Origin of the sequence: Bacillus mexicanus, from assembly GCF_050445615.1 — a bacterium.
Taxonomy (GTDB): domain Bacteria; phylum Bacillota; class Bacilli; order Bacillales; family Bacillaceae; genus Bacillus; species Bacillus mexicanus.
Genome location: NZ_JBCEYV010000003.1, coordinates 1 through 13600 on the forward strand (window position 1 = coordinate 1; position 13600 = coordinate 13600).

Below are 13600 nucleotides of genomic sequence, written 5' to 3' on the forward strand. Positions count from 1 at the left end.
CGGAAATATTTTCTTAGAAAACGGCCATATCAAGTTACCNAAAATCAAAACAATGATTAAATTAAGACAGCACAGACAAATTCCGAAAGATCATACCATTAAGTCTGTGACTGTTTCAAAAACAGCCGCAGGTAAATTTTATATTTCTATTTTGACGGAATACGTTACAGAGACACCGGAGGTGTCTATTCAAAATGTTCTTGGTTTAGATTTCTCAATGACAAACCTATTCGTAACAAGCGAAGGTGAAAAAGCCAATTACCCTCGCTTTTATCGAAAATCGCTAGAAAAACTAAAAAAAGAACAACGTAAATTATCTCGTCGCAAAAAAGATAGCTCCCGTTGGGAGAAACAACGCCTTAAAGTAAGCAAACTTCAAGAAAAGATCGCAAACCAAAGACGAGATTATTTACATAAAAAATCTAGAGAGCTTGCCAATACATTCGATTGCATTGTGATCGAAGATCTCAATATGCAATCAATGTCTAAAACTCTCAACTTTGGCAAAAGTGTTGCCGACAACAGTTGGGGTATGTTTACTACATTCTTAGCCTACAAACTCGAGGACCAAGGAAAACTGCTTATCAAAATCGATAAATGGTTTCCATCATCTAAAAAATGTTCTAAATGCGGCGAGGTTAAAGAAAACCTTCCCCTTTCTGAACGTTTATTTGAATGCGTCTGCGGAAACATTATGGATCGAGATCATAATGCAGCAATCAATATACAAGAAGAAGGAAAAAGACTCCTACAAAACATTGTAGCAGCCTAATTTTATATATATCATAAGCCGTCGGAACCCAGGTTATAGCTCGGTCCATTTCGAACCGTTAGGTTCGATTACCCGAGAAGATGCCCCATCTATAATGGGCTCATACCCATTTAGGCGGGGAGGTTCACAATACTCCTAAGAAATCAACTGGCTTACACTGATTAAGAAGGATTCTTTATAATTCATAATAAAAACCACTTCTTTTTTGAAGTGGTTTTTATTAAATCACTATTTTTTCTTGTAGTGTTTTTTCTTTTCTTCTTTATCGATTGGGTTTCTTTTTGTTTTAGAAATTTTAATATCTTTTGTGGTCTCTTCAAAAGTGTACTTTGTTATCATCTCTGGAGTTAATTTTTTCTGTTGAGTTAATTTAGAGAAATCCCAAGGTGTTTTAAGTTCTTTTTTATCGATTTTAAGTTCTAATGCCAAAGCATCTTTATCCAAAACTTCCTTTTTAATTATCTTTTCTTGTACACATATGTATCTTCCATCAGCAGCTTGTGCTACTACAGCAGGAATATCAGCTTCTATGTATAAATCTCGAATTTCTTCTCTTTTTTCTTTTACTCTTTCTGCTAATTCACTTTGGTGTTGTTGCATATGATAAAGTTCTAATAATGTTTCTTGTAATTTGCCCATTTTCACCTGTTTTTGAAACAACTCCGGATTTTCTATATCCCTTTTTTCTTGCTCTATTTGTTCCTTTATTAAAGTAGCTTCCATAAGTTTCACTCTCCATTATTTTTTCTACTTTAATTATAAAACAGAGAAAAAAAACATATGAAAAAAAAATTGAAAAACGATGTTTCTTTGCTATCATACCTCCTTTGCTTTTATCGGGCCATCAGATATAAAAAAGGACATACAAAAACACACAAGCCCTATGGGATTTCATAGGACTTGTGTGCAAAGAATTGCTGTGGACTTAATATTATCAACTCTTATTCATCAACTTCAATAGTATAACATCTAAATCAACGAAAAACAAGAGTTCGTTGGAATATATCTCATACAATCTGTCTCTTTATCTGTTTCATCAAAATAATCTTGGTTGGATTTCTTCTATTTCTTCTAGACATCCTTGTGCTCTCAACGCATCAATGTTTTTAGCTTTAGCTTTGGTACGAGCTTGCAAATCTTTGACACCTTTAAACACTCCATTTTTTCTTTCTTCGTAAAGCTTTATTGCTACCGTATCACCTAAATCAGGAATAGATATAAAGGGCGGAATCAATTCTTTTGTTTCCGGATCAATTAGATAACGATATGAATGAGATTTATAGATATCTACTTTTCCGAATTTAACGCCTCTCATTTTTGCCTCTAAAACGACGTTCAACGCAGCTTTTGTTCTTTTCGCTTTGTTTGCAGCATTATTTTCGCCTTTTTTAGTTAGATCAGTTATTTCCTTTTCTATATCTTCCATTCTCTTTTTAGTTTGAGGAATATCCATTTGAAATTCCGATACATTTTCATCGTTATACCTTGATGACATAATAGAAGCATAGAACTCTACAGGAAAATTCAATTTATAATAACCCATTCTTGTTGCATCTAAAACATATGCTACAGCGTGCGCTCGCGGAAACATATACTTAATCAGTTTACAGGACCAAATATACCAATCTGGCACATTATGTTCTTTCATTTCCTTTTCCCAATCTTCAGTTAGACCCTTCCCTTTTCGCACAGATTCCATTATTTTAAAAGCATTCGATGGTATTAAGTTCTTTGACATTAAGAAACGCATAATATCATCACGACACCCAATAACTTCTCGTATTGTACAAGTTCCATCTTTAATTAATGCTTGAGCATTACCATAGTAAACATCTGTTCCGTGGGTTAGTCCCGATAAGGTAATCAAATCTCCAAATGTTTTCGGTTTTGTTTCGCTAATTACATCTTGAACTACTCGAGTCCACATCTCTGGCAAACCCAAAGTACCTGTTTTAACACCTATTTCAGCAGGTTCAAAACCCAATACTTCTTTCGGATCGTAGAACAATTTCATTACATCTGGATCAGCAGAAGGAACGCTTTGAGGATCTATGCCCGTATAATCTTTTACATATCTAAGCAGTGTTGGAGCATCGTGTCCTAAGATATCTAATTTTAGTAAGTTATCGTGAATAGAATGGAAATCAAAATGAGTTGTCTTCCATTCAGATTCTCTTTTGTTCGCTGGGAACTGAGCCGGAACAACATCGGTTACTTCCATATAATCTGGAATAACAATAATTCCACCTGGATGTTGACCAGTTGAGTTTTTTGATCCCGTAATTTTAGCTGCTATACGATTAATCTCAGCTTTAGACACTTTTACTTTATGATTTTCAAAATAATTCCGTACAGATCCAAAAGCAGTTTTATCAGCTACTGTACCAATTGTTCCTGCTCGTAGAACATACTCCTCACCAAATAACACTTTAGTATATGCGTGCGCCCTTGATTGATAAACAGAGCTGAAATTCAGATCAATATCAGGAACTTTATCACCATCAAAACCCAAAAAAGTTTCGAACTGAATATTTTGTCCATCAGCAAACAGATCTTTCTCCTTACACTTTGGACATTCTTTTCGACTATGATTTTTTAGATAATCTATCATTTCCTCTTTACTTTCCACCTGTAGGTTATCCATAAATGCTCTTATAAAATAAGCGATACCATCTTCACTATATTTATCTTCATCTAACAAACTCGCAAAAGATGGAGGTAAATCATAACCAGATAATATTTCTTCCGTTTTCGTGAAAAATAAACTCCAGTTACAGTTCTTGCAAACATAATGCGGAGGAAGCGGATTAACTTCTGTAATTTCAGTCATCGTAGCCGCAAACGAAGAACCTACAGACCCCCTTGAACCTACCAGGTAACCATCTTCTAATGATTTCTTTACCAAATCTCTTGAAATCATATAAATAACTGCATAACCATTTTTTATGATTGAGTCCAATTCTCTAGTAAGTCTGGATTCAACCAATTCAGGTAATGGTTTCCCATATTTTTCATAAGCATTTTCCATTGCAAGGCTTCTGAACTTATCGTCGATCCCTTCAATGCTCGGTGTGAACAATTCAGGATAACCATTTTTGTCTAAAGGAATTGGAGATATAATTTCGATCTTATCAGCAAGTAAGTTAGGATTATGAATAACAATTTTTTTAGCTTCTTCTTCTGTTAAATACATAAAACTCTCTAACATTTCTTTCGTTGTTCGGAAGTGTGACGGTCCAAAAGGATACTCCATTTTCCCCTTACGATGTTCGTGAGGTCTGCTAGGTGGCAACTGAGAATAAACTAAGATGTTATGTAACAATGCGTCTTCTTTATCAACGTAATGAGCGTGTCCAGTTGCAACAATAAATTTATTCTTTTCTTTAGCGACACGATATACTGTTTCCCACGCTTTTCGAATCATTTCTTCATTATCTGTTGAAGGTCTTTCATTATTCCAAAGATGTTTAGCTATTTCAACAGGTTGAATCTCTATTACATCATATTTGTCTATTTCATCAGCTACAACATAATCCGGTTTGTCTAGTGCATTGGCAAATACTCTCCCCGCGTGTGAACCAGAACCGATTATTAACCCATCTCTAAATCTGTTGATCAATTCCCAATTCACTAAAGGACGATCACCGGAACCCGTTGGACTACCCAAAGAAGATAAATTATGTATATGTGATTCGGTGATTATGTTATATAGATTTTTCAACCCCTTTTGGTTTTTCACCCATATCGTTATTTCATCAGGAAACTCTATTGTGATATTCATTTCCTTTTTAAAATTCTCTAATTCCAGCGTTGTATGTATCCCTTCTGCTTCTAGCCTTTCTATCATTCGAAGCAACACCCAAGCTGTTGCTTCAGCATCATCACAAGCTCTATGGGCATTATCTAAATTTACTCCAAACTTTTTTGCTAAAGTCTCTAAACGATGATTTTTAAATCCCTCTGTATTAACCTTTCTAGATATCTTCAATGTGTCAATAACGATGAATTTTGGAACATCTATTAAAGCCTTCATATAACCACTTTCAAGTTGATGCAAATCAAACCAAGCATTGTGAGCGGCCAACATCGCATCTCCAACAAATTTATTGAACTCTAACAATACATCCTCTAATTCTTCACCCTCTGCCTCAATCATTTCATTTGTTATTCCAGTCAAATTAGTGATTTTTTCACTAATCTTTTTAGGAGACTTCACAAATTTTTGGAATCTAGAAACTACTTTCCCCTTTGAAATTTTCGCCGCACCCAATTCAATAATATGATCATTCCGAGCAGAAAAACCTGTAGTTTCAACGTCATATACAACAATATCCGAGCTCAAAGATCTTTCTTCATTGTTGTATACCATTACAGTATCAGGAACTACTAATGCGGTCATTCCAAAAATCGGTTTAACACCAGTTTTCTTATAAGCTGAATATGCCTCTGGGAATGCCTGTGCTACACTCGTATCAGTAACAGCTACCGCCTTATGTCCCAAAGCTTTGGCTACTTCAAAGTATTTAGAAACAGGAACAGCTCCTCTTTTTTCGGTCATAAATGAAAAGGTCTGAAGTTCAACTCTATGCTCATCTGAACCATCATCATAAATCGTACTTTCTTTTTTCCCAATCTTTTTAATCTCGTTTTTCTTAGGATTAAACGTTAATTCCCCCTGCTTATATCTATTTGGTGCAACTCCCCCTATTAATTGCAATATATCCCCGTTTTTAAAGTTTGGCTCGTTTTCATCAAAATACGAAAAATACATCGAGGATGTTCCATCGTATATAGAACCTTCGACTAGAATTGATCCGCTAGGTATTTTTCTGTAATTTAAATCAAATAATTCACCGCTAATAATTAAATTTTTGTTGGGAGTTTTCCCAGACATAATTTCAAGAATTGTAACATTGGCCATATTTTCAACCCCTTCAACTTTTAATTTTTTAATAAAAACAATATTATCATAAAACCATTGAAAAACATTTATTTTATTATATATTTTAAAAACAACAAAAAATATAAAAGGAGTTTTAATTTGCCCAAGAAAACGAAATTTATATGTACAGAATGTGGCCACGAAGAATTTAAATATGCCGGAAAGTGTTTTGGTTGCGGTAGTTTCGGAACTTTAAAAGAAGAAGAGTACTTAACAGGAATCAAAAACACAAAGTCTTCTGCTACAATCAATTCTTCAACCAAAAAAGCAGTATTTTTAGATGAAGTAGATGAAGGATATATGGAACTTGGTTTTTCTACTAAAATCGGAGAATTAGATCGCGTTTTAGGAGGCCAAGCAACGGAAGGTTCTTTAGTATTGATAAGCGGAGAACCAGGAAAAGGAAAATCAACATTACTTTCCAAGGTATCGGAAAATGTTTCAGAAAAATTCAAGGTTCTGTATGCTTCAGGTGAAGAATCTGAAGCACAGATGAAAAAACGAAAAACAAGATTGGGAATTAAATCAAACAAAAATCTTAAAATAATGTTCACGCGTAATATTGATCACGTCGAAGAAGAAACAAGAGAATTCGTTCCTACATTAGTGATTTTAGATTCTATTAATACTGTCGGCGATCCTAGCCTAAAAGGAAATCCTGGAAACATTTCTCAGGTTAGTCACTGCATAAACCGATTAATGAGTTTAGCCAAAGAAACTGGCACAACTTTCTTCATTGTCGCTCAAGTTACAAAAGGCGGCGACATCAAAGGCCCTAGAGAACTGGAACATATGGTAGACACTGTTTTGTTTTTAGAAGGCGAAAAATACAGCGATCTACGTTTGTTAAGATCTCTTAAGAACCGATTTGGAAGCGATTCTGAATTAGGCGTGTTTTCTATGCAGTCTACAGGATTGATCGAAGTTCCAAATCCTTCTGAATATTTGTTAGCAAATCGCCCACTAAACGAAAGCGGTTCAGGAATCGTATGTATTAGTGATACAAGACCTTTATTAATCGAAGTCCAAGCTTTAGTATCCCCTCCGGTCGTTCCTGGAACTAACCCAAGAAGATCGGCGGAAGGTTTTTCTAGAGGCCGATTAAGCCTTCTTACAGCAGTTTTAGAAAGAAAATGCGGCGTTAGAGAATTATCTGCTAAAGATATTTACATAAATGTTGTTGGTGGTATGAAGGTTGACGAACCCGGAGCCGACTTGGGAATAGCAATGACAATTTACTCCTCTAATAAAAACCTACCTATTGATCCTTCAACTGTAATGGTCGGTGAAGTTGGATTGGCCGGAGAAGTTAGGCCAGTATCAAAAATGGAACAACTCGTTAAAGAAGTATTTAGGGTTGGTTATAAGAAAGTTATAGTTCCCCTAGGTTCATACGATCAATTAAAAGAAATCAGAACTGAAGACTTCAAAGTTATTCCTGTGAAAAATTTAAATGAGTGCATTGAAGCTTTATTTTAAAAAAGGTAAAAAAGCACACAAGAAAGTACACCATTTTTTTGTTTTTTTAATATGCATTTTAATTTATGTGTTAGTATTTTTAAAAATTAACGGAGGCTGAATATATGAGTATGCAATTAAATCTGAAAAAAATTTTGGGGGAGCTGCAAGATCTTTTCTATATTTACAAGCCAGATGAAGAAGACTTTCTTAACGATTATCCTGAAATTTCCGAAGAAATCGAAGTACTTATAAATTTACAACCTGAAAACGATATAGAATATATTAAGGCCATTAAACAATTTATCGACTTTTTGGAAGAATGGTTTCCTAATGAAATTGATGAAAGTGAAATGAATGATATTCAAAATAAAATTCAAAAAGCAAAAATTGTTTATGAAATATAAAAAAGCAAAACTCGCTGATTTTTAGCGGGTTTTTTTGTAAAAAAAGATCCACCCCTTTCGGTTAGATCTTTATCTATTTATCAAAACAAATTATTTACAAGCCATCTCTCTTTTTTTCATTCTTAGTTCTTCTTCTTTTAAATATAACAATCTTTCATTAAGAACATTGCTTTTATGAATAACAGATATTAATTCATCCAATCTCGTATTTAGTTCTTCGTTCGTATTTGCACCTTGAAACAATTGATAAATTGAGTTGTTTGCCATATATTAAAACTCCTTTGTTGTTTATTCAGAATAATTAGTTAATTCTTTGCCTAAATTCGTCAAAAGAAATTCCATAATAACTCTCCGCTTCTTCTAGAGTTTCAGCGATGTACTCTAAAGAATTTTGACTGAAAGCAAAATCGATTCCTTTGAAGAAAAGTTTAAAGAAACTTTTCTTCTCTAAAATCCCCTTTGCCTGAAAATACAACTCTAATTTCTGTTTTTTATCTTCAACCTTATTAGAGAGATCCTTTAATGTTTCTGCATAAGATTTAGATATCTTATCTGGCCATTTCCTATAATCTATTTGATTTGAATCCCAAATACATTGTAGATCCTCCACTTTTAACTCAACCCAAGTACCTTTTTCTTCGAATTTTATTTCTTTCATAACAAATTAACACTCCCTTAATTATTTTGAGTATATTATTTGTTTCATAATATGTAGTCATAGTTTTTCAACCAATGAAATCAAGTGAATTAAGACTTCATCATTGTCACTTTTCACATCAGAATTAGTAATTCCAGTTGAATAATCAATTTTATAATCATTATCAGCTACGCCAAACTTAACTATTGCTATGTTGTATTTAGGTCCAGCTCCTTCTAATTCTTCAATTACAGAGAGACCATAAGAGTTATCAAATCGAAATAATAGTTGTTGACCAAAATGGATTTTTTGTTTAATGACAATTTTATCTTCATAGATTTTTTCGATCACATCCATTTTATTCATCCTTTCAGTGTTAACACACATTTAATGTATATCATTATTTTTTTGTTTTGGGGCAAAAAAAGAAAAAAGGGAAGAGGTTAATACTCACCCCTACCTAATCTCTTTTTAGCTTCAATCTTCAGCAGCGTTTGAAAAAGAATTTGTCTTTCTTTTTCGGTGAAATCATAGAACTTAACTGCATATAATGTCTTGCCACTATCTAAGTTTTTCTTTCTTATACACTCAATTTTTCTCTTGAACGTTTTTCCTGCTAAATTAAATTCAGTTTCTCCTCTTTCAAACTCAAATTCGTAATTGCATTCAAAGCTTATACCTGTCGCACTAATATCAATTAGCGAACCCCTTTCGATTCCTCCTGAGTGGATAACTAAAATATCTTCCTCACCAAACATTTCTAATCGATAAAATTCTCTTCTATTGTTATTCATATCTCACCCTCCTTATTTACTCGGATTATAAATATTTTCTTAATACCTTCTAATGTTTTCATCAGTTTTTTCTTGTTTTTTCTAATTCGTTATGTAGTATAAACGCATAGGAGGTGCTTTCCTTTGAAAAAGCAAAAAGAATGGCCAAAAGAATTAGTTTATATCGATTTAAATAGAGTTCTTTTTGAGTTTTACAATATAGAATTAATTAAGATAGGTTTTAATAACTTCCAGGTCATATTCCATTACGGAAAATTTCATAATAAAGGAACCAATAAAATTTATCGATTTAATGGCAGCAATTCGTATTCTAATGCAAGGAAGTTAGCATACAAAAAGTTCTACGAAATGAAATCGAAAGGTTACATTCGTAAAGAAAAAATAGAAGAAGCTCTATTAAATGCTATCAAGCAAGAGCAAAAATTCGATAACGAACGAAAGTCTCAAAAAAAACCCAAAACTCAAAATAATTCCAAGAAAAATCAATGCGATTTATGTAATCAACCGATCCATTTTAGTCTATCTCAAAAAATAAACGCCTGGGGCCGTGGTGAAGGGAATTGGGATTTCAGTATAAATAGCCCTCTTTACCACAAAATAGTATGCCTCGATTGCCAAATAGACAATAATATTTTTCAAAAAAGAATAGATGAATCGTTCAAACTTTAATCTTAAAATGGAGGTGATCATTTTTGGAGAAAACAAATTTAGATCGTAAAAAATTGATTATTAAAATAATGTTATTGTTAGTAAGCACAGTCTTCCTATCTCTTCTTTGGCACTTTCAAATCGCAGCTAATAATTCGGCTAACACTCAAAAAAAAGACGAGACAAAAGTTAAAACAGTCAAGTCATCTATTAATTCCAAAATAACTGTTTATAGTTTAAATAAAATACCCTTTCCAAACGGTGAAAACATTGTTTATAAACTTTCCACATTGGATCAACTGGAAAAATCAAAAAATAAAGATATAATTTTAATACCAAAAGATTATTTAAAAGATATGTATAAAGAAAAAATAAAAAAACTTGTTAAATCAGGTGATACTGTAATCTTTTTTGGCGATGATATCTCAGCTGAAAAAGTTGTCTTTTTCTTTAATAGAGAAATACCCGTTGTCCCGATACAATCTACTGTTCCTTTGAAATTTCAAGCATACGGTATAACAACACTTAACAAAGAATTAATACCGGTTTTTGTTTCTGCAACTTTGGATCAAAACGAATTGAATTCTAATTCTTTTACTGAACTTTTCAAACAAATTTCTCAAAAGAATAATTAGATCACAAATGAAAAAGACGTGTGTAAATCCAATACACGTCTTTTTATATCTCTTATGTATGTATGATTATCTATATGTTTTTCCGTTAAACAAGTATATTTCTTCTTTATCCATCTTTTCCTCGAAATACTTTTTGTTGGCTATCCACTTTTTTTGTCCCTTTTCTAGTCTTCTTACTTTATATACATATCTTTTAGTTTCTCTTTCCCAAGTTACCGGACATAATTCTCCAAAGAATAAGACAAGACCTTGTGGTTTTTCAACAGCAACTTCATTTTTAATCAATTGCTTCTCTCCCCCTATATCTTCTTTCCACAATTTATAATATCATTTAAAATTTTAAGGATCAATTGTTTTTTTGATAAAAAATAAAAATTTAAAAAAACATTCAAATTCAAGTCAATGCCTTCTCCATATAGCATTATTTAATTTTTTTGTCCAACTCATATCCTCTGTATCTTTTGGAATGATTTCAGATTCTTTTATGATATCTATAGCGTCTTTCGGGTTCCCCAAAGCAGTTTTCAACATCCCATATTCTCGAAGGATTTTTATTTCACTCTCTTTGAATAACAGCGCACCATAAGCAGTTTTAGTGAATTTAAGTATTCCGTATCTCTCTAAATCTTTGGCCCACTCACTTACTTTTTCAGAGGTTGTATTTAAGTATTCGGCAATTTCTTTAGGCTTTTTATCAGCTTTTTCTTCAAAAAAAAACAAAACGATCGCCTCCTTATTCTTTTAAATTTTACACGCGAATTTTGTTTTTTTGCTTTTTTGCGAAAAAATATAAATAAATTCAAAAAAAACAAAGCTGCTACAGAAGAATGAGCAACTTTGTTTTAGGTTTAGGTTTTATTATTTTCTATTCATTTATAAATCCTAATTCCATATTCTCCTCTACTCTTTTCATCGCTTCTTCAAAAGTATCTTCAAAAATATCCATTTCAGTCTGATCTTTATAATTAAACACTAAAATTCGAATACCGTTATTATATTGGTACGCTTCTATTGTCCGATTTCCGAACCACTCTGTTTTATATACTTGATTTATACCTTCCGGATTATCCGTGATATCTTCTATTATTTCCTTTTCATCTCTTATAACCAAACCAGAATCACTTAAAAATGTGTTTTCACCATCTATATTTTCGACTTTTAACCATTTTTTTTTGCCTTCTTTTCCTATAACCTCATACCAGTAAACATCTGGTCTCGGATTTTCAATTCTCTGATCTATATCTTTTTCTATCCATTCAATTCTAAAGACTTTTAGAATTTTTAACTTTGTATTCCCGAAAGTAATTTCTTTTCCTTTTTTGAATGGTTGATTATTAAAATCTAAAGTTTTTTCTATACTAATTGTTTTTTCCGCTTTCCACTTTTCTAAAAGATCCTTTGTATTGTTTATTCCTATAAATTTCTCGGCCTTTTTTTGTTCACAAAAACCCAAAAATACCCCATTCTCTACTTTGATAATCACATCTGATAAATAATTACAAAACTCACATTCAACTGATATATTTAGCCCTTTGGACAACGGTTGTCCAGGAAAGATAATTACGTTATTACTATCGTCTAGTTCGTGCATTATCTTTTCTTCTTTATAACATTTAGGACATATATAATCGCCATATAAAATTGACATATTTCCTTACTCCTTATATTTTAGATAGATTTAGATTACTTATTTTTTAGTCATTCCCTCTCAATTTTAATGTTTTTTTCTGATACGAACTTTATTAACTTTCTACATTAATTTTCTTTATGAATTATGTTTAATTCTTATGTCTTTAATCCATTTTTCTTTTTTTGCATTAAAAAAATCAACAAATCATTACACTTTCTGAAGTTTCTTTTAAATTCACTCTTTTTTTCTCAAAACAATTTTTAATGACTCACCATTGGTGAACAAAAAAACTCTACTTAGAAAAGTAGAGTTTCAAACAAATCTTATTCTCGAGACGATTTCTTCTTTTTGATTTTGATTATCAAGTATTCCACCATAATTAATCGAAACTTGATAACCATTTTTTAATTTCACATTGGCGAATCTAGGACCAACATATGTAATCATTGCAATTTCATTTTTTACATCGATGTATTCTTTAATTTCAACAAATTTATGGTCCCTAAATCTCTGTTCAATATCTTTAAAGACAGATTGTGTCAATATTTCTTTTCCTTCTATAATTTCATCCCCGATATACTTTTCATTTGCAATAACTTCTACTGTGCACACGGCCATATTAATCACCTCTTATTATTTATAATTCTATGTTTTTTTAAAAAAACTATATTTTTATTTTTAGTTTGAATTATTATATTACATTCATTTTTAAAAAAACCACTCTTTTTCTCCCTATCTTGTCGTTTTAAAGGAATGAATATCAAAAAGCAGAAAAAGGTTTAAAAAAGCAAGTCGTCCGGAGGTAATATCCTATGATCGGTTTTATAGTTGAAGGTAAAAGTGATGTTGAAAAATTGGAGATGGTTTTAAAAGAAAGATGTGTTTATTACGTCGTTTTAAATGGCATCAATTTTAAAGAAAATCAAATTAAGCAGATAAAAAAGGCAGTCAATATATGTGAAAAAGTTTACATATTAACTGATCCAGACGATGCTGGAAATAAAGTTGCAAAGTTAATTTCGAAAACATTTCCAGAAATCAATAGGATTGAAGTTGACCCCAATCAAGCAAAAGTTTTGAAAAAAAGAGGTTACAAATACGGAGTAGAGTATTGCAGCAATAATTATTTAAAATCCTTATTATCCCCACATTTGAGGAAAACTAGTTTATCTTAATTTTTGTGGTTTTTGATTGATTTATAACCCCTCCCCCATTATTATGTTTAAACTTTAATATGGGTTTTTAATAAAGTTTAAATTTTGAAAGGGTGTTTTAATTGGAAAAAGAACGCTTTATTCGCTGCTTAAGAGAAATGAGCGAGTTTTTAGCTTATAACAGCCTCAAAGATCCAGAAAACAATCTAGGAGATTGGAGAGCCGTTAAACAAGAATTAAAGAATGGCGATCTTCAAGGATTGGTGTATAGAAAGAGCACAGAAATCAATATTATTTATAGCGATTTTAATGAAAGACAACTTGAATTATTTATTAAAATGAAAAAACAATTTGAACCTCAATTAAACGAAGCTTTAGAAGATTATTGTCGCCATTTTAAAATAGAATATCCTAAAGAATCGGACATTACATTCACATTATCTTTAGAAGATATTAAAGCATTTGAAAAATTTATATATCAATATTTACTTCCAACCGGTAAATAATTTTAAAAATGAGGTGA

Annotated in this window: 17 protein-coding genes and 2 pseudogenes; 7 read left to right on the forward strand and 12 right to left on the reverse strand. The window is 31.9% G+C overall.

The features are described 5' to 3' along the window. Positions 1-772: RNA-guided endonuclease InsQ/TnpB family protein (locus AAGG74_RS14450; protein WP_429675918.1), on the forward strand; the 772-nt coding region annotated here is incomplete at its 5' end. A 228-nt stretch (positions 773-1000) separates the two neighbouring features. Here the strand turns inward: AAGG74_RS14450 and AAGG74_RS14455 are convergent. The 4 genes and pseudogenes from AAGG74_RS14455 to AAGG74_RS14470 all read right to left on the reverse strand — a co-directional run. Continuing rightward, positions 1001-1495: a hypothetical protein gene (locus tag AAGG74_RS14455; protein WP_429675919.1), complete on the reverse strand. Its 495-nt coding sequence runs from the start codon at positions 1493-1495 to the stop codon at positions 1001-1003. A 313-nt stretch (positions 1496-1808) separates the two neighbouring features. After that, positions 1809-2225, reverse strand: a complete 417-nt coding sequence (locus tag AAGG74_RS14460) for a helix-hairpin-helix domain-containing protein (protein ID WP_429676847.1) — start codon at positions 2223-2225, stop codon at positions 1809-1811. A 9-nt stretch (positions 2226-2234) separates the two neighbouring features. Continuing rightward, positions 2235-3806 (reverse strand): annotated as a pseudogene (gene polC / locus AAGG74_RS14465) (PolC-type DNA polymerase III); the annotation flags it as partial. 486 nt (positions 3807-4292) lie between these two features. Beyond that, positions 4293-5693, reverse strand: a pseudogene (locus AAGG74_RS14470) (exonuclease domain-containing protein); the annotation flags it as partial. A 120-nt stretch (positions 5694-5813) separates the two neighbouring features. Here AAGG74_RS14470 and radA point away from each other — a divergent pair. Together radA and AAGG74_RS14480 are read left to right on the forward strand one after the other, a co-directional pair. Further along, positions 5814-7193: a DNA repair protein RadA gene (radA, locus tag AAGG74_RS14475; protein ID WP_429675920.1), complete on the forward strand. Its 1380-nt coding sequence runs from the start codon at positions 5814-5816 to the stop codon at positions 7191-7193. Positions 7194-7297: 104 nt separating this feature from the next. Beyond that, a complete protein-coding gene (locus tag AAGG74_RS14480; protein ID WP_429675921.1) occupies positions 7298-7579 on the forward strand; it encodes a hypothetical protein in 282 nt (93 codons plus the stop codon). Positions 7580-7669: 90 nt separating this feature from the next. Here the strand turns inward: AAGG74_RS14480 and AAGG74_RS14485 are convergent, their stop codons facing one another. The 4 genes from AAGG74_RS14485 to AAGG74_RS14500 all read right to left on the reverse strand — a co-directional run bounded on the left by AAGG74_RS14485 (position 7670) and on the right by AAGG74_RS14500 (position 9010). Next, positions 7670-7846, reverse strand: coding sequence for a hypothetical protein (locus AAGG74_RS14485; protein WP_429675922.1), 177 nt, complete (start codon positions 7844-7846; stop codon positions 7670-7672). Positions 7847-7880: 34 nt separating this feature from the next. Beyond that, positions 7881-8237, reverse strand: coding sequence for a hypothetical protein (locus AAGG74_RS14490; protein WP_429675923.1), 357 nt, complete (start codon positions 8235-8237; stop codon positions 7881-7883). A 57-nt stretch (positions 8238-8294) separates the two neighbouring features. Beyond that, positions 8295-8573 carry a hypothetical protein gene (locus tag AAGG74_RS14495; RefSeq protein WP_429675924.1) on the reverse strand — a complete coding sequence of 93 codons (279 nt, stop codon included), beginning with the start codon at positions 8571-8573 and terminating at the stop codon, positions 8295-8297. Positions 8574-8659: 86 nt separating this feature from the next. Next, positions 8660-9010 carry a PilZ domain-containing protein gene (locus AAGG74_RS14500; RefSeq protein ID WP_429675925.1) on the reverse strand — a complete coding sequence of 117 codons (351 nt, stop codon included), beginning with the start codon at positions 9008-9010 and terminating at the stop codon, positions 8660-8662. A 123-nt stretch (positions 9011-9133) separates the two neighbouring features. Between AAGG74_RS14500 and AAGG74_RS14505 the strand changes: the two genes are divergently transcribed. Then, positions 9134-9679, forward strand: a complete 546-nt coding sequence (locus AAGG74_RS14505; protein ID WP_429675926.1) for a WGR domain-containing protein — start codon at positions 9134-9136, stop codon at positions 9677-9679. Positions 9680-9702: 23 nt separating this feature from the next. Further along, on the forward strand, positions 9703-10293 hold the full coding sequence (locus AAGG74_RS14510; protein ID WP_429675927.1) for a hypothetical protein: 591 nt from the start codon (positions 9703-9705) through the stop codon (positions 10291-10293). Between the two features lie 66 nt (positions 10294-10359). Here the strand turns inward: AAGG74_RS14510 and AAGG74_RS14515 are convergent, their stop codons facing one another. The 4 genes from AAGG74_RS14515 to AAGG74_RS14530 all read right to left on the reverse strand — a co-directional run bounded on the left by AAGG74_RS14515 (position 10360) and on the right by AAGG74_RS14530 (position 12541). Continuing rightward, a complete protein-coding gene (locus AAGG74_RS14515) occupies positions 10360-10578 on the reverse strand; it encodes a hypothetical protein (RefSeq protein WP_429675928.1) in 219 nt (72 codons plus the stop codon). Between the two features lie 114 nt (positions 10579-10692). Then, a complete protein-coding gene (locus AAGG74_RS14520) occupies positions 10693-11013 on the reverse strand; it encodes a hypothetical protein (protein ID WP_429675929.1) in 321 nt (106 codons plus the stop codon). Between the two features lie 145 nt (positions 11014-11158). After that, positions 11159-11941 carry a hypothetical protein gene (locus AAGG74_RS14525; RefSeq protein ID WP_429675930.1) on the reverse strand — a complete coding sequence of 261 codons (783 nt, stop codon included), beginning with the start codon at positions 11939-11941 and terminating at the stop codon, positions 11159-11161. A 294-nt stretch (positions 11942-12235) separates the two neighbouring features. Then, entirely contained in the window at positions 12236-12541 is a 306-nt protein-coding gene (locus tag AAGG74_RS14530; RefSeq protein WP_429675931.1) for a hypothetical protein, read from the reverse strand. A gap of 194 nt (positions 12542-12735) precedes the next feature. On the opposite strand from AAGG74_RS14530, the gene AAGG74_RS14535 reads away from it, so the two are divergent. Together AAGG74_RS14535 and AAGG74_RS14540 are read left to right on the forward strand one after the other, a co-directional pair. Continuing rightward, the gene (locus AAGG74_RS14535) at positions 12736-13098 is read left to right on the forward strand and encodes a toprim domain-containing protein (protein ID WP_429675932.1); all 363 of its coding nucleotides are present in this window, start codon (positions 12736-12738) and stop codon (positions 13096-13098) included. A 101-nt stretch (positions 13099-13199) separates the two neighbouring features. Next, the gene (locus AAGG74_RS14540; RefSeq protein ID WP_429675933.1) at positions 13200-13583 is read left to right on the forward strand and encodes a hypothetical protein; all 384 of its coding nucleotides are present in this window, start codon (positions 13200-13202) and stop codon (positions 13581-13583) included. The last annotated feature ends 17 nt before the right edge of the window (positions 13584-13600 follow it).

Excerpts from the sequence above, each read along its gene's own strand:
- AAGG74_RS14455 (WP_429675919.1), bottom strand. The coding sequence starts at position 1,495 with ATGGAAGCTACTTTAATAAAGGAACAAATAGAGCAAGAAAAAAGGGAT.
- AAGG74_RS14460 (WP_429676847.1), bottom strand. The coding sequence starts at position 2,225 with ATGGATATTCCTCAAACTAAAAAGAGAATGGAAGATATAGAAAAGGAA.
- AAGG74_RS14480 (WP_429675921.1), top strand. The coding sequence starts at position 7,298 with ATGAGTATGCAATTAAATCTGAAAAAAATTTTGGGGGAGCTGCAAGAT.
- AAGG74_RS14485 (WP_429675922.1), bottom strand. The coding sequence starts at position 7,846 with ATGGCAAACAACTCAATTTATCAATTGTTTCAAGGTGCAAATACGAAC.
- AAGG74_RS14490 (WP_429675923.1), bottom strand. The coding sequence starts at position 8,237 with ATGAAAGAAATAAAATTCGAAGAAAAAGGTACTTGGGTTGAGTTAAAA.
- AAGG74_RS14495 (WP_429675924.1), bottom strand. The coding sequence starts at position 8,573 with ATGGATGTGATCGAAAAAATCTATGAAGATAAAATTGTCATTAAACAA.
- AAGG74_RS14500 (WP_429675925.1), bottom strand. The coding sequence starts at position 9,010 with ATGAATAACAATAGAAGAGAATTTTATCGATTAGAAATGTTTGGTGAG.
- AAGG74_RS14525 (WP_429675930.1), bottom strand. The coding sequence starts at position 11,941 with ATGTCAATTTTATATGGCGATTATATATGTCCTAAATGTTATAAAGAA.
- AAGG74_RS14530 (WP_429675931.1), bottom strand. The coding sequence starts at position 12,541 with ATGGCCGTGTGCACAGTAGAAGTTATTGCAAATGAAAAGTATATCGGG.
- AAGG74_RS14535 (WP_429675932.1), top strand. The coding sequence starts at position 12,736 with ATGATCGGTTTTATAGTTGAAGGTAAAAGTGATGTTGAAAAATTGGAG.